The organism is Micromonospora sp. R77 (assembly GCF_022747945.1).
GTDB lineage: Bacteria > Actinomycetota > Actinomycetes > Mycobacteriales > Micromonosporaceae > Micromonospora.
This window is the reverse complement of sequence record NZ_JALDST010000001.1, coordinates 6311447-6334449: the sequence shown is the minus strand read 5'-3', so window position 1 is coordinate 6334449 and position 23003 is coordinate 6311447. Positions and strand designations below refer to the sequence as shown.

Sequence of the window (23003 nt, the reverse complement as noted above, 5' to 3'; positions counted from 1 at the left end):
GACCTCCCGCACACGGGTGGCTGGCGATAAGCTACCAACGACTCTTCAACCGAGTCCAGATACTAGTTCGAATACAAGTAAATACAAGCTCGCGGAGACTCATGAACACAGTCCAGTGCCTGCTCCGTCAGGCCACCGTCGGACCCGGGACCGACGATCTGCTCGGCCTGCTGGACCCGGCCGAGCGCGCCCGCGCCGCCGGTCTGCGCCACGCCGTGTCCCGGGCCGAGTTCGTGCTGGGCCGGGCGACCGCCCGGCTGCTGGTGGCCGAGGGCTGGGGCCCGGCGCCGTCGACGATCACCTTCCGCGCCGTCTGCCGCACCTGCGCCGGCCCGCACGGACGGCTGGAGGTGGCCACGCCGGACGGTGTCGTACACGTCTCCGTCTCGCACTCCGCCGGCCGGGTCGCGGTGGCCGCGGCGCTCGGCGTCCGGTGCGGCGTGGACGTGGAGAAGATCGCGCTCCGAGGCGCGAAACCGCCGGTCACCGCCCTGTCCACGGTGGAGCGGGCGGTGTTCGACGCGGTGCCGCCGGCGGGGCGCACGGCGGCGTTCGTGCGGTACTGGACCCGCAAGGAGGCGGTGCTCAAGGCCACCGGCGACGGTCTGACGGTGGCGCCCGCGACGCTGACGGTCAGCGGGCCGACCGAGCCACCCCGGGTGCTGTCCTGGACGGACCGACCGGCGCCGGAGCTGCCGGTGCACCTCAGCGACGTCGACGCCGGCGAGGGTTTCCTCGGCGCGCTGGCCACGTTGGAGGTCCCGCACACCGTCATTGGCTAGAGTGTGGCGAACACCAGAGAAAAGAGGAGACATGGCAGAGTTCTCTCCGGTCATCCCGTTCCTGCGCTACCGGAACCCCACCGCCGCCGTCGACTGGCTGGTGGACACCTTCGGGTTCGAGCGGCACGACGTCACGGTGGTCGACGGCCAGGTGGTGCACGCCGAGCTGCGCTTCGGCAGCGGGACGATCCAGCTCGGCGGCGGTGGCCCGCACGACGCCCTCGGCATGTCCAGCCCGCTCGACCTCACGGGCACCAGCCAGGGCGTCTACGTCTGCGTCGGCGACGACGCCGCCGTGGACGAGCACCACGCCCGTGCCGTCGCGGGCGGGGCGAAGCTCCTCTACGAGCTGCACGACACCTCGTACGGCTCCCGCGACTACGGCGCGATCGACCTGGAGGGACACATCTGGAGCTTCGGCAGCTACCGCCCCACCGAAGACCAGTAAACACTCGCAGACACTTGCCCGAAGACGCGCTCGCGTCCCAGACTGACGGGCATGGACGGTCTGCCTCCTCGTTTCGATGCCCTCGACCCCGCGGTACGGGAGGACCCGTACCCGACCTATTCGCGGCTGCGGGCGGCCGGGCCGCTGTGCCGGTTCGGCCCCGGCAGCTGGGGGGTCACCCGGCACGCCGACGTGGTGGCGTTGCAGAAGGACCCGCGGCTGGGCAGCGAGTTCCCCGAGGCGTACCACCAGATGTCGGTGGGCGCAGGCCCGGCCGGTGACTTCTTCGGCCGGATCATGCTCTACCGCGACCCGCCGGACCACGTCCGGTTGCGCCGGCTGATGAGCGGCGCCTTCACCCCGGCCGTGGTGCGCCGGCTGCGGACCTACATGGAGAAGCTCGTCGAGGAGCTGATGGCGCCGGGGCTGGCCAGCGGCTACTCGGACATCGTCAACGACCTGGCGTATCCGCTGCCGGTGCTGGTGATCTCCGAGCTGATGGGCATCCCGCCGGCCGCGCACGACGACGTGCGGCGGCACGCGATGCGCCTCGGCCGGGCGTTCAGCGCCATCGTGCCGGAGCGGGACCGGGCGAACGCCCACGACTCGGTGACCTGGCTGCGGTCGTACATCGGGTCGCTGCTCGACCAGCGGCGGGCCGAGCCCGGCGACGACCTGCTCTCCGCGCTGCTGCGGGCCGAGGACGGCGGCGACCGGCTCACCCACGACGAGATCGTGGACAACACGGTGTTCTCCTTCTTCGCCGGTTTCGAGACCACCGTGCACCTGATCACCAACGGCTTCGCCGCGCTGATGCGCTTTCCGGACGAGCTGCGCCGGCTGCGCGCGGACCCGTCGCTGGTGCCGTCGGCGGTGGAGGAGTTCCTGCGCTTCGAGGCGCCGATCCAGGGCACCGCGCGGCTGGTCCGGGAGCCGGTACGGATCGGGTCGCGGACCATCCGCGCCGGGCGGGTCCTGGTGCTCATGCTGGGCTCGGCCAACCACGACGAGACCGTGCACCCCGATCCCGCGCGGCTGGACGTCGGGCGCACCCCGAACCAGCACGTGACCTTCGGCGGCGGCGGGCACCTCTGCCTCGGCGCGTTCCTGGCCCGCACCGAGGCGCAGGTGGTGTTCGAGTGGATGCTGCGGCGCACCACGGCGATCGAACCGGCCGGCCCCGCGGTGCGCGAGCAGGACACCCCGTTCCGGGCGTACGCGACCGTCCCGCTCGCCCTGACCCCGGCCTGACGGCCGCGTCCGGCCGGCCGCGGGTGGACCTTGAACCCTGCCGGCACGGGCGGGCAGACTGGCGGCATGACGCGAGGCATCGCCCTGGTCCGGCGCCCCGGCGACCGGTTGGCCGACGGGCTGGTCACCCACATCGAGCGCAGCGACGTGGACGTCGCGCTCGCCCGGCGGCAGCACGCGGCGTACCGGGCGGCGCTCGCCGACGCCGGCTGGCAGGTGCGCGAGGTCGACCCGGCTGACCAGTGCCCCGACGCGGTGTTCGTCGAGGACACCGTCGTGGTCTGCGACGGGCTGGCGGTGCTCAGCCGGCCGGGTGCGCCGGAACGCCGCCCGGAGCTGCCCGGCGCGGAGAAGGCGGTACGCGAGGCCGGGTTGGAGGTCGTCCGGGTCGAGGTGCCCGGCACGCTGGACGGCGGCGACGTGCTGCAGGTCGGCACCACGGTGTACGTGGGCCGGGGCGGCCGGACCGACGACGCGGGTGTCGACCAGCTCCGCGCCCACCTGGCGTCCCGCGGGCGCACCGTGGTCCCGGTCCCGCTGCGCGAGGTGCTGCACCTCAAATCGGCCGTGACGGCGCTGCCGGACGGCACCCTCCTCGCGCTGCCGGACCTGTTCGACGCGGACGCGCTCGGGCGGCCGGTGCGCGCGGTCGACGAGGAGGCCGGCTGCCACGTCGTACCGCTGGGGGACGATCTCGTGCTGCTGGCCGCGTCGGCGCCGCGCACCGCGGCGCTGGTGGCCGAGCTCGGCTTCACGCCGGTCGTCGTCGACATCAGTGAGTACGAGAAGCTGGAGGGCTGCGTCACCTGCCTGAGCGTGCTGATCCCGGCGCCTTGAGCCGCGCCCCGGCAGCGGGGGCGCGGCCTGCCGGTCAGGCCGGGCGGAGGTCCAGCACGGTGAGGGTGGGGGTGGGCCGTACCTCCGCCAGCCGCAGCCCGGCCGCCCGGCAGAGCCGCTCGGTCTCCTCGGCGGTGCGGTGCCGCCCGCCGGTCAGCACCAGGGTGTGCACGTCGAAGAGCTTCGCCACGTCGTACGTGTCGCCGGCCGGCAGCACCGCCTCCAGCAGCAGCACCCGTCCGTGCGCCGGCATCGCCGCGCGCAGGTTGCCCAGCACGGTGGTCACCTGCGGGTCGGTGAAGCCGGGCAGCACGGTCTTGAGCAGGTAGGCGTCCGCGCCGGCCGGGACGGAGTCGAAGAAGCTGCCCGGCGTCACCACGCACCGGTCCCGCACCCCCGCCTCGGCCAGCAGCTCCTCCGCGCCGGCCACCACGTGCGGCAGGTCGAACAGGGTGCCGCGCAGGGTGCGGAACCGGCTCAGCAGCCCGGCCAGGAAGCCGCCGTTGCCGCCGCCGACGTCCACCACGTGCGACAGCTCGGCCCACGGGTACGCCGGCAGCACGGTCCGCAGGTGCAGCCGGTTGATGCTGTGCATCCACCGGTCCACCCGGACGCTCTCGTCGAGGTGGTCGGCCAGGTAGCTCCAGTAGTCGGTGCCGTGCACCCGGTCGAAGGCGGGTTCGCCGGTGCGGACGCTGTGCGGCAGCGCGGCCCACGCCTGCAGGTCGGAGGCGAGCAGCGTGTAGACGTCGCGCAGCGACAGCGGGTGGTCGGAGCGCAGCGGCTGCGCCAGCGCGGTCAGCCCGAAGGTGCCCGGCTCCACCTCGGTGAAGATGCCCTTGGCGGCGAGCGCCCGCAGCAGCCGGGCGAGGGTGGCGGCGTCCGCGTCGACGGCGGCGGCCAGCTTCTCCACCGGCTCGGGTCCGTCGGTCAGCAGGTCCGCGATCCCGAGGTCGCAGATCGCGCGCAGGGTCAGCGGGATGATGAAGTCGCCGAGTTCGGCCAGTCGCATCACCGACGGCAGGTCCATCGGCAGGCGGCGGCGTGCGGTGTGCTGGTCGGTCAACGGGTCGCACCCTCCGTGAAGCGGATCAGGTCGAGGCGTTCCAGGCCGGTGCGGACCCGCGGGGTCAGCAGCCCGATCTGGCCCAGGGCGTTGCCCACCCGGGAGAAGATCGCCTGCCGGTACGCGATCATGAGCTCGTGGTGGGCGGCGAAGTCGGTGCCCTCGCGCAGCGGCACCTCGAGCCGGTCCCAGATGTCGGCGAGCAGGAACCGGCGTCGGATGAGTGCCGCCGACTCCAGCACCAGGTCCTCGCGTTCGGCGCGTTCGGCCGAGGTCATCGAGTCGTACAGGCCGCCCAGCGCGAGCACCCCGAACGACACGTGCCGGGCCTCGTCGCGGGCCACCAGGGTGGTGATCCGTTTGATCAGGTCGTCGTGGAAGGTGTTGCCGGCCAGCCGGAACGCGGCCATCGCCAGCGCCTCCACCATGATCTGCATGCCCAGGGCGACCACGTCCCAGCGCGGGTCGCCGAGGATGTCGGTGAGCATGAGCAGCAGCGGTTCGGACACCGGGTAGGGGTGCGGGACGTGGGTGCGCAGGTAACGGGAGAAGACCTCGACGTGCCGCGCCTCGTCCACCGCCTGGGTGGTGGCGTAGAACTTGCTCTCCAGGTCGGGCATCACCTCGACCAGGCGGCTCGCCACCACCATCGCGGCCTGCTCACCGTGCAGGAACTGGCTGACCATCCACGCCTGCAGCTCCCAGCGGAACGCGTCCCAGGCGGGGCGCCCGCGCCGGGCCAGCGGTGAGGCGGCGAAGGCGGTCATCGCGAACGCCGAGTCGTCCGGCAGCGGCGACCCGAACTCCACGGGCAGCCGCCAGTCGACGTCGTCCACACTCCACTGCATCTGCTTGGCACGCTGGTAGAGCGCGCCGGTGCGGGAGTCGGTCGGCTCGTAGTCCCAGGTGAGCCGCACTCCCACCGACGATCCCACGGTCAGCTCGCCCATACTCGTAGACAGTAGTGGCCAAGGCTCGTAAAGACTATCCTCGCGTTGTGGAAACAACCGAAACACGAGCGTCGGTCTCCCAGCGGCTGCTGTGGATGATCAAGCACTACCGCGAGGACTTCGGAGCGTTGAACTGCCCGGTGGTCTGCCGGCTCACCGGGCCGCTGGACCCCGACCGGCTGCACACCGCGCTCGGCGCGCTCGCCGCGCGGCACGAGTCGCTGCGGACCACCTTCCACGGCCGGGGCGCCCGCCTGGTGCAGCGCGTCCACCCGCCCGGCGAGCCCGAGGTGACCTGGCACGAGGTCGCCTCCGCGCAGGCGGCGACCGAGGCGCTCACCGCCGAGCTGCGCACCCGGATCGATCCGGAGCGGTGGCCGGCCCGGGTCACCGTCTGGCGGCAGGGCCCGGACGAGCACCTGCTCTGCCTGAACCTGCACCACCTGGTCACCGACGCCTGGTCCACCGGCATCCTGCTGCGCGACCTGGTCGCCTGCTACGACCGGGCGGCCGGCGGGAGCGCGACCCTGCCCGCACCGGGCTGGTCCGCGGCCCGCTTCGCCCGGGCCCAGCAGGAAATGCTCGGCACCGACCGGCTCGGCCGCCACCAGCAGTACTGGCGACGCCAGCTCGCCGGGGCCCGGGTGCCCCGGCTCGACGCGCTGGGCATCACCGAGGGGGCGAGCCGGTCGGTCGCCGCCGACCTGCCGGCCACCACCGTGACCACGTTACGGGAGCTGGCCCTGCGGGAGCGGACCACCATGTTCGCGGTGCTGCTCGCGCTCTTCCACGCCCAGCTGTACCGGACGACCGACCAGGACGACCTGGCGGTGGCCTCGATGTTCGCCAACCGCGACCGGCCGGAGCTGCGCGAGACGGTGGGTCTGCTGGCGGGCATGGTGCTGCTGCGCGCGCGTCCCGGGCGGGCGCACCGGTTCACCGATCTGCTCCGCGAGGTGCACGGCACGGTGATCGGCGCGTTCACCCACCAGGAGCTGCCGTTCCAGCTGCTGCCCGGGGACCTGGTGGACACCGGGGGTGGGCGGGCCGACGACGTGATGTTCAACGTGATGACCCCGGTACGGCACCGGTTGAGCGCGGGCGACGTCCACTTCGAACTGGTGGTGCCCACGGAGATCGGCAGTCGGTTCCCGTTCGAGCTGGCCCTCGCCCCGGTGGGTGAGCAGCGTCTGCAGGCGGTGTTGTTCCAGGCCGGCGACGGCACCGCGGCGGCCGACTTCCTGGCCGGGTACGTCGAACTGGCCACCGCCGTGGCGGCCGAGCCCGGGCTCCGGCTGTCCCGGGTCAGTCACGCCTATTGACAAGTTCCGCGACCGCCTGCAAACCTCTGAGCACATACTCGCAAACGCTCGCATATAGCAGAGAAGCCAAGTGCCGGGTGCTTGCGGAAGGGACCATTGATGGCACTTCGACTGCACTGGTTTCTGCCGCTGCACGGCGACGGCCGGGAAGTGGCGAGGAGCGCCGTGGACGGTTCCACGGCGAACATCAGACGCGATCCGGACCTGCAGTACGTGAGCCAGGTGGCGCAGGCCGCCGACGGGCTGGGTTTCGCCGGAGCGCTGGTGCCGACCGGACTCTTCTGCGAGGACCCGTGGCTGATGTCGGCGGCGCTCGCGCAGCGGACCAGCAACCTGAACTTCATGATCGCCTGCCGGCCGAACACCACCGGCCCGCTGGCCACCGCACAGGCCGCCGCGACGTTCCAGCGGCTCTCCGGCGGACGGCTGATGCTCAACGTCGTCACCGGCGGCGACCCGGACGAGCAACGCCGGTACGGCGACTTCCTGGACCACGACCGGCGCTACGAGCGGACGGCCGAGTTCCTGGAGGTCTTCCGGCGCAGCCTCGCCGGCGAGGCGTTCGACTTCGAGGGCGACCACTACCGGGGCCGCAAGATCCTGCTGACCCGGCCGGACCCCCGACCGCCCACGATCTTCCTGGGCGGCTCGTCACCGGCCGCCCGACGGGTGGCGGCCGAGCACGCCGACGTCTACCTCGCCTGGGGCGAGACCCCCCAGGGGCTCGCCGAACTCGTCAAGGAGGTGGGGGCGCTGGCCGACGCACGGGGCCGCAGCATCGAGTTCGGCACCCGCTTCCACGTGATCAGCCGGGACACCTCGGCCGAGGCGTGGGCGGTCACCGAACGGCTGCTCGACGGCATGGACCCGAGCCGGATCGCCGACGCCCAGCGGCGGTTCGCGCACAGCGAGTCCGAGGGACAGCGCCGGATGACCGCCCTGCACGGCGGGCGGGCCGGCGACCTCGAGGTGCACCCCAACGTCTGGGCGGGCTACGCGCTGGTCCGGCCCGGGGCCGGCGCCGCCCTGGTGGGCAGCCACGAGGAGGTGGCCGACCGCATCGCGGAGTACCACGCGCTCGGGTTGAACCACCTCATCCTCTCCGGACAGCCGCACCTGGAGGAGGCGTACACCTTCGGCGAGGGTGTGCTGCCGCTGCTGCGCCACCGCGGCCTCCTGCCGGGGGGTGCGGCATGATCCCGGTGACCGTCCTGGTCGGCAGCCCGCGCGGCGGCTCCCGCACCTCGGCCGTGGCCGAGCGGGTGGGCAAGGAGCTGGGCGTGCTGCTGGCCGCGGAGGGCGTCGAGACGGCCGAGCCGGAGCTCGTCGACCTGGCCGAGATCGGCGCGCTGCTGCCGGTGCGGGCCAGCCGCAGCGTCCCGCTCGGCCCGCAGGTGCAGCAGGCCCTGGACCTGGTCCGGCGGCCCGGCGTCCTCGCCGTGGTGAGCCCGACCTACAAGGGCACGTACACCGGCATCCTGAAGCTCTTCCTCGACATGCTGCCGATCGACGGCCTGAGCGGTTCGGTGGGCGTCGCGGCGATGACCGCGGGCTGGGCCAAGCACCGTACCGCCGGCGACCAGTACCTGCGACCGCTGCTGGTGGAGCTGGGCGCCTGCGTACCGGTTCCGTGCCTGTCCGTCCTGGAGGACGAGTTCGACGACCTGGCCACCGTCATCAACGGCTGGGCCGGCCGCCACGCCCCCGCGCTGGGTGCGGTGGTGACCCGTTTGCACCGTGATCCGACCGCGTCCCGCTGACCCTTTCCGACCCGTGCGACACCCGATCCGAGGAGACTCGTCATGTCCGAACAGACCGTCCCCGTCCGTACCGAGGAGGAGATCCGCGCCGCGGTGGCGGGTGTGATCGCCGACATGGCCCCGAACCAGGGCGTCGACATCACCCCCGGCACCAACCTGGTGAAGGATCTCGGCTACCACTCGCTGGCCCTGATGGAGGTGGCCTTCGCGATCGAGGACGAGTTCGACCTCGACCCGATCGACGAGGACACCGCCCGCAAGATCAGCACCGTGGGCGCGGTGCAGGACCTGGTGGTGAAACGCCTCGAGGAGCGCGACGGGAAGTAAGACCGACGGAGCGACGGGCGGGGGCCGACGGCCCCCGCCCGTCGCCGTTCGCGGCTCAGTCCAGCAGGCGGTACATCCGGTGGAACCGGTCCCCCACGTTGACCACCGCCACCCCACCGAAGCCGGCCCGCAGCGCCAGGTCCCGCACCATGTTCGGGCGCAGCACCGTGCCGGTCCCGGTCGAGTCGGCCGCCGCGCGGGCGGCGGGCAGGCAGTGCAGCACGCTGGTGCCGTACTGGAACCGCTCCACGTCGTCGCCCGGCGCGGTGAACGTGGGGGCCACCTTCGCATCCATCAGCAACACCGTCCCGCCCGGCGCGCGCAGCTGCCGGCAGGCCCGCAGCACCTCGACCGGCCGGGCCATCTCGTGCAGGGCGTCGAAGAGGCAGACCAGGTCGTACTCGCCGGCCAGCGCCGGGTCGGCCGCGTCGCGTACCTCCAGGCCGATCCGGTCGCGCAGCCCGGCGTCCACCGCGTTCTTCTCCGCGGCGACCAGCGCCGCCGCGTCGAGGTCCAGCCCGTGTACGTGCGCCCGGGGGTAGGCGCGGGCCAGCGCGATGCTGGACCAGCCGGTGCCGCAGGCCACGTCGGCGATGCGGCGGCCCGGCTCGCCGAGCGCGGCGTGCACGTCGGGCAGCTTCTCGCGGATCCAGCCGGCCAGGTCGTGGGCGAAGAGCGAGCGGTTCGCCCCCGAGTGCCCGTCGCGCCAGTCGTCGCCGAACACGTCGTCGGGGACGCCCGCCCCGGTGCGGTAGGCCGCCAGGAGCGCCGGTAGCGCGGCGGCGATGCCGCCCAGCGGCAGGACGGCCAGCGCGGCCATCGACATCGGGTCGTCGGAGGTACGCAGCACCCGGGCGTGCCCGTCGGGCAGGCGGTAGGTCCGCTGTTCGCCGTCGCGGTGCGCCCCGGCGACCTCGACGACCGCCGTCACCGCCTGCTGTTCCAGCCACTCCCGGGCGTACCGGGGGTCGATCCCGGCGGCACGGGCCAGGTCGGCGGGGGTCATCGGCGTGCCGGCGTCGGCCATGGCGTCGTACAGGCCGAGCTTGACCCCGAGGTAGACCGACAGCAGTTCCTGCGTGGCGAGGAGGTTCTTCCACATCCGCATGGCGAACACGTGGGACTCGGTCATCAGACCTCCGAGGCAGTGTTTCAAAGTGTTCGCAAATACTATCCTCGTATGTTTCGCGATAGTAGGGTGAAGCCATGACGACCCTCGACTCCGTCCGTGCGCTGTTGCCCGAGGTCGCCAAGCTGGCCGACGACGTCGAACGCGATCGCGGCCTCTCCCCCGCGTTGCTGGACCGGTTGCGGGCGGCCGGCTGCCTGCGGCTGGCCGCGCCACGCAGCCACGGCGGGTCGGAGCTGGCCGTGCCGGACGTGCTGCGCGTGGTCGAGGCGCTGGCGACCGCGGACGGCTCGGTGGCCTGGTCGATCGGCCAGGTGGCGCTCTCCCAGCTGATCATCGGCTGCGCGCCGCCCGCCACGGTGGCCACCGTCTACGCCGACGGTCCCGACGTGTACGCCGCCGGCGCGGTGGCGCCGAAGGGCCGGGCGACCACGGTGGACGGTGGCTGGCGGGTGTCCGGCCAGTGGCCGTACGTGACCGGGTGCCAGCGCGCGTCCTGGATCTACCTGAACTGCGTCCTGGTCTCCGGCCGGGCGGTGGTCACCGACGGCGACCGTCCGGCGACCCGGATCGTGCTGCTGCCGGCCGACCGGGTCGGCGTGGTGGACACCTGGAACACGCTCGGCCTGCGCGGCACCGGCAGCCACGACGTCTCGGTCGGCCATGTGTTCTGCCCGGCGGAGCAGGCCCTGTCCGAGGGCGCGGAGACCGCGGAGCGCGCCGCGACGAGCATCGCCCAGTCCAGCCTCATCATCGCGTCCGTGGCGGTGGGCATCGCGACGGCGGCGCTACGCGACGTGACGGATCTGGCCACGCACGGCAAGCGGCCCGCGTTGAGCGCCACCCGCCTGCAGGCGTCGCCGACCTTCCAGGAGCGGCTGGGCGAGGCGCAGATGATCCTGCAGGCGGCCCGGGCGCTGGTGTACGCCCAGTTCGACGACGACCGGAGCGGATCGGCTGTGGACGTGGCGCTGCGCCGGGCGGGGTACCGGGCGGCGGCGGCTCAGGCCACCACCATGGCGGCCGAGGCCACCACCAGGGCGTACGGGCTGGCCGGCGGTACGGCCATCTACGACGGCGCGACGTTGCAGCGACGGCTGCGGGACATCCACACCGCGACCCAGCACTTCGTGGTCGGGCGCAACTCGTTCACCACGTACGGTGCGCTGCTGGTCGACGCGGACGGCGGGACCGGAGCGTGACGGTCCGCCGCCGCGACGTCACTTGTTGCTGGGGATGACGCCCTTGCGGCGCAGCCGGCTGATCCAGCCCTGCGCCGTGTGCGTCGGCACGCCGTAGTGCTGGGCGACGCCGGTGATGGTGCGGTTGAACAGGTAGATGTCCTTCAGTTCCGCCGGGTCCGGCATGCGCCGGTAGGCGCGGTCGGTGCGGGTCGGCGGGGCGGCGACCGGGCCGGAGTTCGGCGAGACCGCGGTGGTCACGGCGTGGTGCGGTCGGGCGGCCTCCCGGGTCGACGGCTGCGCGCCCTCGGTCGTCGGCCGCTTGACGGCGAACGCCTGCATGAGCAGGTCGAGGTCGACCTGCAGCAGGTCGCCGGGGCCGAGCCGGGCATCCTCGGCGACGCGCACGGTCAGTTCCTTGATGAAGACCTGACCGTCCTCGGCGCAGATGCGCATGGTGGTCCGTGACGATTCCTCTTCCGGTCCACCATCACCGACGACCGGCGTAATGGTGACGACGTACTGAGCCACGGCTACGTCCTTCTGTCTCGGATTCTGTCGCGAACACTTCGGAAAGGCTACCCCATACACCTGTTGGCTTGGGAACTCTCGCGGGCTTCCCCCATTCACTCACGCGGGAATCCAGACATTCTTGGGTCTGAGGAATTCTCGCAGTCCGGCGACTCCGCCGATCCGCCCGAAGCCACTCTGCTTGACTCCGCCGAACGGAGCCGACGGCAGCAGACCCGGGGCCCCGTTCACCCAGACACTGCCGGAGGCCAGCGCCCGCGCCACCCGGTGGGTCCGGCGCAGGTCGTTGGTGTGCAGGTAGGCGCCGAGACCGTACCGGGTGCCGTTGGCCAGCGCGATCGCCTCCTCCTCGCTGCCGAAGGTCTGCACCGTCAGCACCGGCCCGAAGATCTCCTCCTGGACCAGCTCCGAATCCGGTGCCACGTCGGCGACGACGGTGGGTTCCACGAAGAATCCGTCCGCGAGGTCACCACCCGCGCGGTCGCCGCCGGTGAGCAGCGTCACGCCTTCGGCGCGTGCTCGGGCCAGCACACCGAGGATGCGTCGGCAGGAAGCCTCGGACACCACCGGACCGAGCACCGTCCGCTCGTTCGCCGGGTCACCGAACGGCACCCGGCGCAGCCGGGCGAGCACCGTCTCCACGATCTGCTCGCGGACCGACTCGTGCACCAGCAGCCGGGTGCCGTTGGCGCAGCCCTGCCCGGCCAGGGCCACCGCGCCGCTCATCGCGATCCGGGCGGCGAACCGCACGTCGGCGTCGCCGAACACCAGGTGCGCCGACTTCCCGCCGAGCTCCAGCGCCACCGGCGTGAGGGTCGGCGCCGCCGCCGCCAGCACCGCGCGTCCGGTCGCCGTGCTGCCGGTGAAGTGGACCTTGTCGACCTCGGGATGCGCCACCAGGGCCCGCCCCGCCTCGGCGCCACCCGGCACCACCACCACGACGCCCTCGGGGACGCCGGCCTGCACGGCCAGCCGGGCGATCCGCGGCGCCACGAACGGGGCCAGCTCGGAGGGTTTCACCACCACCGCGTTGCCGGCCGCGAGGGCCGGTCCGAGCAGCTGGGCCATCGCCATCAGGGTGCCGTTCCAGGGGATGATCCCGCCGACCACGCCGTACGGCTCGTCCAGCGTGTAGTCCAGGCCGCGGATCGGCCAGGTGGGCACCACGTCACCACCGACCTTGTCGCACCAGCCGGCGTAGTAGCGCAGCTGGTCGGCGGCGAGCGCGGGCATCTGCCGGGCCAGCTGCACCGGCAACCCGATCTCCAGGCTCTGCAGCTGGCTCAGCTCGGCGGCCTGCGCGACGATCAGGTCGGCCAGCCGCAGCAGCGTGTCGCGCCGCGCGTCCGCGGTCGCGTCCCGCCACTGCGGCCAGGCCGCCCGGGCCAGCGAGACCGCGGCGTCGATCTCGGCCGGCCCGGCCAGGACCACCTCGCCGGTCGGGCGTCCGGTCGCGGCGTACACGTGCGCGATCCGGCCGCCGGAGGTCTCGGTGAGGGCCTCCGGGCCGATCCACAGGGCGGGTTTGTCGAGGAGATGGGCGGCGGGCTCGGCGACAGGCATGACACGATCCTCTCCTGATATACGAGTAAACCCTACTAGTGTTTTCATAGAGTGTCTTCACCGATAGCCTGACGAACACCCGCCGACCCGAGTCACGAGGGATCCGCCGATGACACGATCCACGACAGAGCCGTCCACCGACGCGGCCACCCCGGCCCCACCACCACCGCCGATCACCGGGCGGCTACGGACGATCGCCCTCTTCGCCGTCCTGCTGGGGTTGCTGCTCGACCTGCTGGACATCGTCATCGTCAACGTGGCCCTACCGACGATCCAGGAGGAGATCGGAGCCTCACCCTCGGACATCCAATGGACGGTGGGTGCGTACACCCTCGCCTTCGCCACGATGCTCGTCACCGGCGGCCGGCTGGGCGACATCTACGGCCGCAAGCGGATCTTCATCATCGGCATGACCGGGTTCGCGCTGGCGTCCCTGGCGGCGGGCCTGGCCGTCGCGCCGGAACAGCTGACCGCGGCCCGCTTCGTGCAGGGCGGCATGGGCGCGTTGATGGTGCCGCAGGTGCTGTCGATCCTGCAGGTGATGTACCCGCCGCACGACCGTGGGAAGGCGTTCTCCGCGCTGAGCGTGGTGTTCGCCGTCGGCACCGTCGCCGGTCCGATCGTCGGTGCGCTGCTCACCGCCACCAACATCGCCGGCCTGACCTGGCGCACCATCTTCCTGGTCAACCTGCCGATCGCGATCGTCTGCCTGATCGTGACGGTGAAGCTGGTGCCGGAGTCGAAGGCGGAATCCGCGCGGCGGCTGGACATCCCCGGCGCGTTGCTGGTCGGCGTCGGCATGCTGCTGCTGGTGTTCCCGCTTATCCAGGGCGGGTCGCTGGGCAACCCGATCTGGATCGTGCTCAGCCTCGTCGCCTCGGCCGCCGCGTTCGCCGCGCTGGTCGTGGTCGAACGGCGACGGGCCGACTCACCACTCATCCCGATGTCGCTGTTCTCGCACCGGTCGTTCCGGGGTGGCCTGGCGGTGTCCCTGCTGTTCATGGGCGGCGTGATGCCGTTCTTCCTGCTCAACATGCTCTACCTGCAGATGGGCCAGGGCTACTCGGTGATCAAGGCTGGCCTGGTGGGAGTGATCTGGGGCTTCGCCGTACCGCTGTTCACCGCGATCTCGGCCCGACGGATCACGCCCAAGCTGGGGCGGCTCGGCCTGCAACTGGGTCTGGGCATGCTGATCACCGGCATGCTGCTGCTGATCGTCGCGGTGCACACCTTCGACGTGATCACCCCGTGGGCGCTCGTGCCCGGCCTGGTCATCGGCGGGGCGGGCATGGGCATGACCTTCGCGCCACTGCTCACGTACACGCTCAACGACGTCCCGGTGGACGCCGCCGGATCGGCCTCCGGCGTGTTCAACACGGTGCAGCAGATGGGCGCGGCGATCGGCATCGCGCTGAGCTCGATGGTGTTCTTCGTCCTGCTCTCCGTGCAGTCGGCGCCGGTCGCCGACACGCAGGAGACCGCGCTGCGGAGCCAACTGACCGCGCAGGGCGTCTCGGCGGCGGAGGCGGACACGGTGGTCGCACAGGCCCGGACCTGCTTCGAGGAGCGGATCCGGCTGGCCAACCCGATCGCCGACTCGGACGCCTGCCGGGCCCAGGCGGGACGCGCCGACGACTTCCAGCGTGACGCCACCCGCGTCGCCTACCAGCAGACCATGGAGCGGGCGCTGGTCTACCAGATCGTCATGTTCTCCCTGGCGATCCTGGCGAGCTTCCTGCTGCCCCGGCGGGTCGGCCAGCGCTGACCCGGGTCCGCGGACGCGGCGTGCCACCGGAATCCGGTGCACGCCGCGTCCGCCGCGTCGGTGGATGTTGAGCCAATTTCACCGTGACGGTGCAGGTCACGGCAGGTGGCACCCGGGCGTGCCAGTGCCGCGGCCGCGTCGGCTGCGAAAATCGCTGTCCGGTCGTCGGAGCACACTGGTAGAAACCCGGGGTGCACGAGACTTTGACGTTCTCTGATCATCTGCGGCTGATTAACGAACGGTCGACCGCCTTCCGGGCTGCGGTCGCTGCGGCGCCCCACCTCGACGTGCCGGTGCCGAGCTGTCCGGAGTGGACGCTGTTCGATCTCGTGCAGCACCTGGGCACGGGCCGCCGCAGGACGGCCGCCATCGTCGCCGCCGGGCCGGCCGACGCTCCCCCGGAGAAGTCCGCTTGGGACGACGGCGCGGGTGCGCCTCGGGAACGCGAGGCTCTCCTGGCCTGGTGGACCGAGTCCGTCGAGCGACTGACGAGCGCGCTGCGCGAGGCCGGCCCGGACCGCGGTTGTTGGACGTTCTGGGGTGACTCGCAGTCACCGGAAACCTCCGGTGCATGGGCTCGGCGCCAGGTGCCCGAGATCGCGGTGCACACCTACGATGTCCAGCTCGCCGTCGGGGACCCGGAGCCGCTGCCGGACGAGGTCGCCCTCGACGCTTTCGACGACTGCCAGTTCACCCTCTGCTCGACGGATGTCGCCTGGCCGCACGAACCCGCGGTCGTCGACTACTACGCCACCGAGGGCCGCTCTTGGCGCCTTCGGCTGTCCCGCGACGGCGCCTGGGCCGCCCGCCTCGGCGCGCCGGCTGCCAGCGACGACCCGGACACGGCCGACGCCTCCGCCCGGGGCACGGCCAGTGACCTGGTTCTGTTCTTTTACGGCCGCATACCGCTGGATTCTCCGAAGCTGGAGGTGGACGGCGACCGTCGCGTCTTCGAGCAGCTCATCGCCTGGGACCCGTCCGTGTAGCCGCAGGCCGGACGGGCGATGGTGTCACCGTTTCGGAGCCGGGCCAGGGCGAGCAGGGTCTGCCGGCCGGCGTCGAGGCGCCACCACCGACCTCGGCGCCGGGCACGGTCGGCGCGGTCGGCGCGAAATTCCCGCCGCGCCCACCGTGACCAGGCCCCTCACGAAGAAAAGGATTCATTGACCGGAATCGGTTGGCTGGTTCCATGCCGAAACAGGTCGCCCGGCGGTGATGACGAAACGAGCGCGACTTCTCTGATGATCTCCCGGCGTGGGGAATGAAACATCATTCGAAGTCGCGCTCGCCCCGTAGCGAAGAATAGCGTCAATTACAGAAATGTCAGGCGGGGAGCAGGTCCCAGCCCCTGGACACGCCGGAGGTGCCGGACGGGCAGTACGCGAACGAGCCACGCCGGTCTCCGGCCCACCGGGTGACGCCCCGGTACTCGGAGCCGTTGGAGCACTGAATCCAGAACCGGTAGCTGTCCGGGCCGTTACCGTCGATCCAGCCTCCGTAGCTGGTCGAGGTGTTCAGTGTGACGTGAACGGTACCGTACCACTCGGCTCCTGCTGTGCTCGCCGAGGCCGGCGGCGCCATGACGGTGACGGCCGCGACGGCACTCGTGGCGAGAACGGCTGCGGTCGTTGCGAGCTTGCGGATCATTTCCTTCTCCTCCTGCTGAGCGGAAAACAGATGATTCCGACCGGAGGAAATATGGAACCCGCACTGCGACCGCGCGCCAGTCGCGGCTGGCTGCCTATGGTAAATCCCCCGGTTTGGCGACCGTTGTGAGGCCACCCGAAAGTCACTTTAGTTGATGTGAATGTCATCGACAAGCGTGATCTGTACAACGTTATTAGACAGCGCGAATGGCAATCCCGCGAGCCGCAATTCCCACCGTTAAAAGATCAAGCAATGCCGACACACACGAAAATGCACGTATCGGGGCCGCTACGGCCGGGGCAGCCCGCCGCGCTCGCGGGGCTGGTAGATGTCGTACCCGGCGACGTGTCGTGCCTGTGGATCGATGCCCTCTCCGGTGAGGTGTCCGGAGACCGCCGCGCTCACCGTCGAACCCTCCGGTAGGACGAAGGTCGGCCGCGGGGCACGGTTGACGTCGTCACGGTACGGGAGGTAGCGGTCCAGGCCGGCCCGCAGGTCCTCGCCGAGCACGGCGCAGACGATCTCTTCACCCGTGGCGAAGGTGATGTTGTTACAGGTCCAGTAGTCGGCGTAGACATGCCGTACGCCGTCGGCACGGAGCGTCGCCACCAGGTCCCGGCGCTGCTCGGCGAGCCGCTGGTAGTCCGCCGCCTGCCCCACCAGACCGGTGGTGGCCACCAGCGCCGTGCCGATCACCCCGGCCAGCGTGGCCCGTGCTCCGATCCGGTACGCCCGCCGAGGTCCACCGTCGCCGTCACGACCATCGGAACGGCCGGCCAGCCGCCACAGCGGCCAGAGCACCGCCGGCGTGGAGATGAGCAGGCAGTGCAGGTAGCGGGCGCTCTCCACCGGAGTCGCCCCCGCAGCACTGCTGAGCGCATAGGAGACCAGGCTCGCGCCGGCCGCGCCGACGAGCGCGAGTCGGGCCGCCTGCCGGACCCGGTCAGCGGACCAGACGCGAGGTCCGTCCGGTTCGACGTCGCGCCCGGGACCGGTCACGCCCCCGGTGGTTCTGCGCAGTCCCCGCCAGGCCAGCACTCCGGCGGCGACCAGCAGCACCGGGTAGGCCAGCCCCCACCAGAGCTGCCACGGTTGACAGTGGCTCGGCGCACACATCCCGGTGCCCATCGGCAGGCCGAAGATCACCCCACCGTAGAGGCGGTCCGCCGAGCCGGCCTGCCCGCCACCGCTGAGACCGAGAAAGACCGAGAAGGGATCCCGGCCGGTGTCGACAGCGTGGACCAGCATCGGAGCGGCGCCGAGCAGCAGCCCGCCGAGGAGGGCCACGCCGTCCCGCCCGCCCCGGCGGAGCACCTGCCGACGGTCGGCGGCCAGCAGCAGCACCCCGGCCGCCGCCAGGTAGGGCATGATCAGCCAGTTGTCCCAGACCAGCACCCCGGCGACCAGGCCCCAGGCGGCGTAGCCGACGGTCCGGCGTCGTATCCGGCCCAGGGCCAGCGCCACTGCGAGCAGCAGGAGCAGCACTCCCAGCGGGTTGATCTCGGGATATCCACCACCGGCGATGAGCTGGTTCTTCAGGATCCGGTCGGAGCCGAGGGCGAGCAACCCCACCGTGAAGGTGGCCAGCCACGGCGAGTAGAGCCATCGGGTGAGCAGCCAGAGCAGGGCCAGGAACGCGGTGTAGAGCAGCAGCAGCGGTAGGCGCAGGGCGAGCACGGACGGGCCGAGCCAGGCAACGATCGGCGCGGCGAGGTATGCCTCCAGGGTGCCCATGTAGTGCTGGCCGTAGAAGAACGCCGGCCAGTGCCGACCCTCGGAGATGTGCAGGGCGGCGAGCCCCATCGTCGCCTCGTCGCTGTTGGACGGCGGGACGTCGAGAAGCAGCATGACCAGCCGGTAGCCGAGCCCTGCACCCCCGAGCACCACGGCGAACAGCAGGGGCAGACGGTCGTGCCGACCACGTACCGGCGAACCGGTGCGTGCGTCGTTCTCAGGTCGGGCCATCACCACCGGGTCAGTCTGGCACGCCACCGTCACGGTGAGTGGTACCCCGTGGAGGACGGCGAGCCCGAGGCGACCGAGGGTCCGCCGCCGCCCCGATAACCGGTCGTCGCCGGCGGGTCCGCTGCCGCACAATCTGCGCCCATGAGTACGCGGCTGCGGGCCATCGCCCGCGACACCCTGGACATCCTCGACGCGGGCGGCTACCGCACCGCGCACGGCGCGAGCGTCGACCTCGCCGAGGGGGTACGCGCCGCCGTGGCCGGCACCCGCCTGCACCTGCCGGACGAACCGCTCGCCACGCCCCCGACCGGCGGCGACGCGCCCCGGGTCGAGGTGACCGGGGAGAGCACCCTGGTCGCCGCCCGCCGGCTCGCCGGCGACGGGCCCGTCGCCGCGCTGGTCTTCGCCTCCGCGAAGAACCCCGGCGGCGGCTTCCGCGCCGGCGCGCAGGCGCAGGAGGAGAGCGTCGCCCGGGCCTCCGCGCTGTTTCCCTGCCTCACCGCCGTCGGCGAGTTCTACGACTTCCACCGCCAGCAGGGTGACCTGCTCTACAGCGACCGGGTGATCCATTCGCCGCGGGTGCCGGTGTTCCGGGACGACAAGGGCCGGCTGCTGGACGACGTACACGAGGTGTCGTTGCTGACCGCCGCCGCGCCCAACCGGGGTGCGGTGCTGCGCAACCAGCCCGCGGACGCCGACCGGGTCGCGCCGGTGCTGCGCGGCCGGGCGGCCCGGGTGCTCGCGGTCGCTGCGGCACACGGGCACCGGCGGCTGGTACTCGGCGCGTGGGGCTGCGGAGTGTTCCGCAACGACCCGGCCGTGGTGGCGGACGCGTTCGCGGTCGCCCTCGCCGCTGCGCCCGGCTGGTTCGACGAGGTGACGTTCGCGGTGCTGGACCGCACCGACGGGCCGACGCGCGCCGCGTTCGCCGACCGCCTCGGCGGAGTTTGACCGGCGAGGCGTGCGGAGAACATGGCGGGCATGAACTGGGCCCGTCGTGCCGTACCCGTCGTCTCCGCCGCCGTCGCCGCGCTCGCCGCCCGCGACCTGCTGCAACGCGACCACGCGCTGCTGCGCAACTTCCCGGTCGTGGGGCGGGCCCGCTACCTGCTGGAGGCGATCGGCCCGGAACTGCGGCAGTACATCGTCGCCGGCAACAACGAGGAACGGCCGTTCACCCGGGACCAGCGGCGCTGGATCTACGCGTCGGCGAAGAAGGAGAACAACTACTTCGGCTTCGGCACGGACAACGACATCGAGTACACGGCCGGGTATCCGATCATCAAGCACCGGACGTTCGGGCGGGCGGTGCCGCCGTCCGCGCCGACCGCCGGGCACGAGGTGGAGCTGCCCTGCGCGAAGGTGCTCGGTGGTCCCCGGGGGCGGGCGCGGGCGTTCCGCCCCGGGTCGGTGGTCAACATCTCGGGCATGAGCTTCGGGTCGCTGTCGGGCAAGGCGGTGGAGGCGCTCAACCGGGGTGCCGCGCTGGCCGGCTGCCTGCAGAACACCGGTGAGGGCGGGTTGTCGCCGTACCACCGCAACGGCGGTGACCTGGTGTTCCAGCTCGGCACCGCGTACTTCGGGTGCCGGGACGAGCGCGGCCGGTTCAGCCTGGACCGGCTCAAGGACCTGGTCGCGGGCGCGCCGGTACGGGCGTTGGAGATCAAACCGAGCCAGGGCGCGAAGCCGAGCCTCGGTGGGCTGCTGCCGGGGGCGAAGGTGTCGGCCGAGATCGCCGCCACCCGGGGCATCCCACAGGGACAGGACTGCGTCAGCCCGTCCCGGCACGCCGAGTTCTCCGACTGCGACAGCCTGCTGGACTGGGTGGAGCTGCTCGCCGCCGAGACCGGGCTGCCGGTCGGCATCAAGTCCGCCGTCGGCGACCTCGGCTTCTGGGACGAACTGACCACCCTGATGCGCGACACCGACCGGGGCGTCGACTTCGTCAACGTCGACGGCGGCGAGGGCGGCACCGGCGCCGCGCCGCTGATCTTCACCGACTCGGTGTCACTCCCCTTCCAGCAGGGCTTCTCCCGCGTCTACCGGATCTTCGCCGAGAAGGACCTGCACGAGCGGACCGTCTTCATCGGCGCCGGCAAGCTCGGCCTGCCGGACAACGCCATCGTCGCGTTCGCGCTGGGCTGCGACATGGTGAACGTGGGCCGGGAGGCGATGCTGTCGATCGGCTGCATCCAGGCGCAGAAGTGCCACACCGACACCTGCCCGACCGGTGTCGCCACCCAGAACCCCTGGCTGGCCCGGGGCCTCGACCCGACCCTCAAGGCCGCGCGGGCCGCCAACTACATCCGTACGCTGCGACGGGACCTGGTCAAGGTCGCCGAGGCGTGCGGGGTGGAACACCCCGGCCTGATCGACGCCGACGCGGTGGAGATCCTCGACGGCCGTACCGCCTCCACCCCACTGCGCGAGGTGTACGGGTACCGGCCCGGCTGGGGCCAGCCCTCTCCCGCCGACCAGGCGGAGATCATCCGCGTGATGACGGCGGAGGCGCCCCGGGGTGGCAGCGCCCCGCCCTCGGCGACCGCCGTCGGCTGACGGCCTATTCCTCGATCGCCCCGCCCACCGCGCGCAGGTGCTCCCGGAAGGTCAGCGCCGGCTCCCGCTCCCGCCCCGCCAGGTACGCCCCGAAGCGCACCTGCTCGCGCAGCGACACCCCGGCGCGGATCCGCTCGGCCTGCCGGCGCTCGGTGTCCCGGATGGACTCGGCCAGCCCGACCAGCTCGTCGACCCGCGCCGCCGGCACGAAGAGCACCCCGTCGTCGTCGCCGAACACCACGTCGTCGCGGTCCACGGTCCACTCCCCCACCGTCGCCGAGGTCAGCGCGTCGGCGGGTCGCGGGTCGAGCCGCAGCGGGCCGGTGGGGATCGCGCCGGTGCTGAACACGGGCAGCCCGACCGCGCGAATGTCGGCGGTGTCGCGGTGCAACCCCCAGATCACCACTCCGGCCAGCCCGGCGGCGGACGCCTCCAGGACCACCAGGTCACCGACGCAGCTCTCGTCGACCCGGTCGGCGTTGTCGACGACGAGCACGTCACCGGGGGCGGCCCCGTCGATCGCCTCCAGGAAGATGTCGACGCTGCCCACGTGCCGGGCCGGCGCGACCCGACAGGCGAGCCGTACGCCGGGCAGGACGGGCCGGACGGCGGCCGGGGCGCAGCGCACCGGCACCCCGGCGCGCAGGCAGGCGTCGGCGACGTGGGCGGTGGTCAGGGCGGTGAACCGCCGGTGCAGTTCGTGCGGGTCCAGGCTCATGTCCCGACGGTAGTCAGCGGTGCCCGCTCAGGTGGCGAGCCACTTCGCGCCTCGTGGCCTGCGAGTCCGCGCGCGGCGGGACGCGGTACGGCTCACCCGGCGCGGACGAACCCGCGAACACCGACCGGGTCAGATCGCGAGCCGGGCCGACAGCACGGGCACGCCGGACGCCGGACGCCGGACGCCGGACGCCGGACGCCGGACGCCGGACGCCGGACGCCGGACGCCGGACGCCGGACGCCGGACGCCGGACGCCGGACGCCGGACGCCGGACGATTGTCCGGGCCAGGTCGGCGACCTGACGCCGCTCCGCCGCGATCATCGTGACCACGTCCACGGTCGGGACACTACCGCCGGCCACCGTCCTGCCGCTGCCCCCGGGTCAGCTCCGCCCGGCGCCGACGGTGCGGCCGAGCAGGTCGAACAGGGCGGCCCAGTGCCGCTCGGTGGCCTGCTCGTCGTACATCGGGGTGTCGGCCATGGTGAAGCCGTGAGGGGCGCCGGCGTAGAGCTCCGAGCGGTAGGTGACGCCGGCCGCGTCGAGGGCCTTCTCCAGGGTGGCGATCTGCTCGGCCGTCATCGACTGGTCGTTGTCGGCGTGCCCGAAGTACAGCTCGCCGGTCACCGCGCCGACCCCCAGGTGCGGGCTGTCCGGGGCGTCGGTGACGATGCGCCCGCCGTGGAAGCTCGCCGCGGCGGCGAGCCGGTCCGGGTGGGCCTCGATGGCGCGCAGCGCGTTCGTGCCGCCCATGCAGTAGCCGGTGATCGCCGCCGGGCCCGCCGCGACGCCGGGCTGCGCGGCCAGGAAGTCCAGGTAGGCGGCGGTGTCCCGGGCCACCAGCTCCGGGGTCAGCGCCGCCATCATCGGGGTGAGCTGCCCGAAGAGCACGCCGCGCTGCTCCGGGTCGGCCAGGCCGGACACGTCGACCAGCGGTGCCCGGCCGGAACGGTGGAACAGGTTCGGTACCAGCACGACGTAGCCCTCGGCGGCGATCCGCTCGGCCATCTCGGTGAGCCGGGGGCGCGGTCCGAACGCGTCCATGAAGAGCAGCACCCCGGGGAACGGTCCGTCCCCGTCCGGCCGTACCAGACACGCGTCCGCGACCCCGTCGCCGACCGGAACATCCACCGTCGTCGTCGTCCGCACCCTGAGCCACCCCTCGCCGTACCGGTTTCCGTCGTGCACGCTACCCGTCTGGCCGCCA

General features: G+C 72.3%; 22 protein-coding genes. 13 read left to right on the top strand and 9 right to left on the bottom strand.

Going from position 1 to position 23003, the window contains the following annotated elements:
• Window positions 1-101 precede the first annotated feature (101 nt).
• From MRQ36_RS29290 to ddaH, 4 genes are all read left to right on the top strand, one after another.
• On the top strand, window positions 102-782 hold the full coding sequence (locus tag MRQ36_RS29290) for a 4'-phosphopantetheinyl transferase superfamily protein (protein WP_242799974.1): 681 nt from the start codon (window positions 102-104) through the stop codon (window positions 780-782).
• A 31-nt stretch (window positions 783-813) separates the two neighbouring features.
• Window positions 814-1230, top strand: coding sequence for a VOC family protein (locus MRQ36_RS29285; RefSeq protein ID WP_242799973.1), 417 nt, complete (start codon window positions 814-816; stop codon window positions 1228-1230).
• 51 nt (window positions 1231-1281) lie between these two features.
• A complete protein-coding gene (locus MRQ36_RS29280) occupies window positions 1282-2481 on the top strand; it encodes a cytochrome P450 (RefSeq protein ID WP_242799972.1) in 1200 nt (399 codons plus the stop codon).
• Between the two features lie 66 nt (window positions 2482-2547).
• Window positions 2548-3318, top strand: coding sequence for a dimethylargininase (gene ddaH / locus MRQ36_RS29275; RefSeq protein ID WP_242799971.1), 771 nt, complete (start codon window positions 2548-2550; stop codon window positions 3316-3318).
• 34 nt (window positions 3319-3352) lie between these two features.
• On the opposite strand, the gene MRQ36_RS29270 is transcribed toward ddaH, so the two are convergent.
• Complete coding sequence (locus MRQ36_RS29270) at window positions 3353-4348, bottom strand: methyltransferase (protein ID WP_242801440.1); 996 nt, start codon at window positions 4346-4348, stop codon at window positions 3353-3355.
• 32 nt (window positions 4349-4380) lie between these two features.
• Window positions 4381-5334 carry a ferritin-like domain-containing protein gene (locus tag MRQ36_RS29265; protein ID WP_242799970.1) on the bottom strand — a complete coding sequence of 318 codons (954 nt, stop codon included), beginning with the start codon at window positions 5332-5334 and terminating at the stop codon, window positions 4381-4383.
• A gap of 47 nt (window positions 5335-5381) precedes the next feature.
• On the opposite strand from MRQ36_RS29265, the gene MRQ36_RS29260 reads away from it, so the two are divergent.
• The 4 genes from MRQ36_RS29260 to MRQ36_RS29245 all read left to right on the top strand — a co-directional run bounded on the left by MRQ36_RS29260 (window position 5382) and on the right by MRQ36_RS29245 (window position 8743).
• On the top strand, window positions 5382-6656 hold the full coding sequence (locus tag MRQ36_RS29260) for a condensation domain-containing protein (RefSeq protein WP_242799969.1): 1275 nt from the start codon (window positions 5382-5384) through the stop codon (window positions 6654-6656).
• 99 nt (window positions 6657-6755) lie between these two features.
• Window positions 6756-7853, top strand: a complete 1098-nt coding sequence (locus MRQ36_RS29255; RefSeq protein WP_242799968.1) for an LLM class flavin-dependent oxidoreductase — start codon at window positions 6756-6758, stop codon at window positions 7851-7853.
• A complete protein-coding gene (locus MRQ36_RS29250) occupies window positions 7850-8416 on the top strand; it encodes an NADPH-dependent FMN reductase (RefSeq protein WP_242799967.1) in 567 nt (188 codons plus the stop codon). The genes MRQ36_RS29255 and MRQ36_RS29250 overlap by 4 nt, the downstream gene beginning before the upstream one ends.
• 42 nt (window positions 8417-8458) lie before the next feature.
• Entirely contained in the window at window positions 8459-8743 is a 285-nt protein-coding gene (locus MRQ36_RS29245; protein WP_242799966.1) for an acyl carrier protein, read from the top strand.
• 55 nt (window positions 8744-8798) lie between these two features.
• On the opposite strand, the gene MRQ36_RS29240 is transcribed toward MRQ36_RS29245, so the two are convergent.
• On the bottom strand, window positions 8799-9875 hold the full coding sequence (locus MRQ36_RS29240; RefSeq protein ID WP_242799965.1) for a bifunctional 2-polyprenyl-6-hydroxyphenol methylase/3-demethylubiquinol 3-O-methyltransferase UbiG: 1077 nt from the start codon (window positions 9873-9875) through the stop codon (window positions 8799-8801).
• Between the two features lie 74 nt (window positions 9876-9949).
• Between MRQ36_RS29240 and MRQ36_RS29235 the strand changes: the two genes are divergently transcribed.
• Window positions 9950-11074: an acyl-CoA dehydrogenase family protein gene (locus tag MRQ36_RS29235; RefSeq protein WP_242799964.1), complete on the top strand. Its 1125-nt coding sequence runs from the start codon at window positions 9950-9952 to the stop codon at window positions 11072-11074.
• A gap of 18 nt (window positions 11075-11092) precedes the next feature.
• Here MRQ36_RS29235 and MRQ36_RS29230 read toward each other — a convergent pair whose 3' ends face one another.
• A complete protein-coding gene (locus tag MRQ36_RS29230) occupies window positions 11093-11584 on the bottom strand; it encodes a hypothetical protein (RefSeq protein ID WP_242799963.1) in 492 nt (163 codons plus the stop codon).
• A 99-nt stretch (window positions 11585-11683) separates the two neighbouring features.
• Window positions 11684-13147, bottom strand: coding sequence for an aldehyde dehydrogenase (locus MRQ36_RS29225; RefSeq protein WP_242799962.1), 1464 nt, complete (start codon window positions 13145-13147; stop codon window positions 11684-11686).
• Window positions 13148-13256: 109 nt separating this feature from the next.
• On the opposite strand from MRQ36_RS29225, the gene MRQ36_RS29220 reads away from it, so the two are divergent.
• Window positions 13257-14912 (top strand): MFS transporter, encoded by a 1656-nt coding sequence (locus tag MRQ36_RS29220; protein WP_242799961.1) that lies wholly within the window; start codon window positions 13257-13259, stop codon window positions 14910-14912.
• A 191-nt stretch (window positions 14913-15103) separates the two neighbouring features.
• The gene (locus MRQ36_RS29215) at window positions 15104-15898 is read left to right on the top strand and encodes a maleylpyruvate isomerase N-terminal domain-containing protein (protein ID WP_242799960.1); all 795 of its coding nucleotides are present in this window, start codon (window positions 15104-15106) and stop codon (window positions 15896-15898) included.
• Window positions 15899-16235: 337 nt separating this feature from the next.
• On the opposite strand, the gene MRQ36_RS29205 is transcribed toward MRQ36_RS29215, so the two are convergent.
• Window positions 16236-16559: a hypothetical protein gene (locus MRQ36_RS29205; RefSeq protein WP_242799959.1), complete on the bottom strand. Its 324-nt coding sequence runs from the start codon at window positions 16557-16559 to the stop codon at window positions 16236-16238.
• A gap of 288 nt (window positions 16560-16847) precedes the next feature.
• Window positions 16848-18524: a hypothetical protein gene (locus MRQ36_RS29200; protein ID WP_242799958.1), complete on the bottom strand. Its 1677-nt coding sequence runs from the start codon at window positions 18522-18524 to the stop codon at window positions 16848-16850.
• A 141-nt stretch (window positions 18525-18665) separates the two neighbouring features.
• Here MRQ36_RS29200 and MRQ36_RS29195 point away from each other — a divergent pair, with 141 nt between their 5' ends.
• A complete protein-coding gene (locus MRQ36_RS29195; RefSeq protein WP_242799957.1) occupies window positions 18666-19475 on the top strand; it encodes a TIGR02452 family protein in 810 nt (269 codons plus the stop codon).
• A gap of 30 nt (window positions 19476-19505) precedes the next feature.
• The gene (locus MRQ36_RS29190; RefSeq protein WP_242799956.1) at window positions 19506-21080 is read left to right on the top strand and encodes an FMN-binding glutamate synthase family protein; all 1575 of its coding nucleotides are present in this window, start codon (window positions 19506-19508) and stop codon (window positions 21078-21080) included.
• A gap of 4 nt (window positions 21081-21084) precedes the next feature.
• Here MRQ36_RS29190 and MRQ36_RS29185 read toward each other — a convergent pair whose 3' ends face one another.
• Both MRQ36_RS29185 and MRQ36_RS29180 read right to left on the bottom strand, forming a co-directional pair.
• Window positions 21085-21798, bottom strand: coding sequence for an RraA family protein (locus MRQ36_RS29185; protein ID WP_242799955.1), 714 nt, complete (start codon window positions 21796-21798; stop codon window positions 21085-21087).
• 382 nt (window positions 21799-22180) lie between these two features.
• On the bottom strand, window positions 22181-22927 hold the full coding sequence (locus MRQ36_RS29180; RefSeq protein ID WP_242799954.1) for a dienelactone hydrolase family protein: 747 nt from the start codon (window positions 22925-22927) through the stop codon (window positions 22181-22183).
• Window positions 22928-23003: the final 76 nt, after the last annotated feature.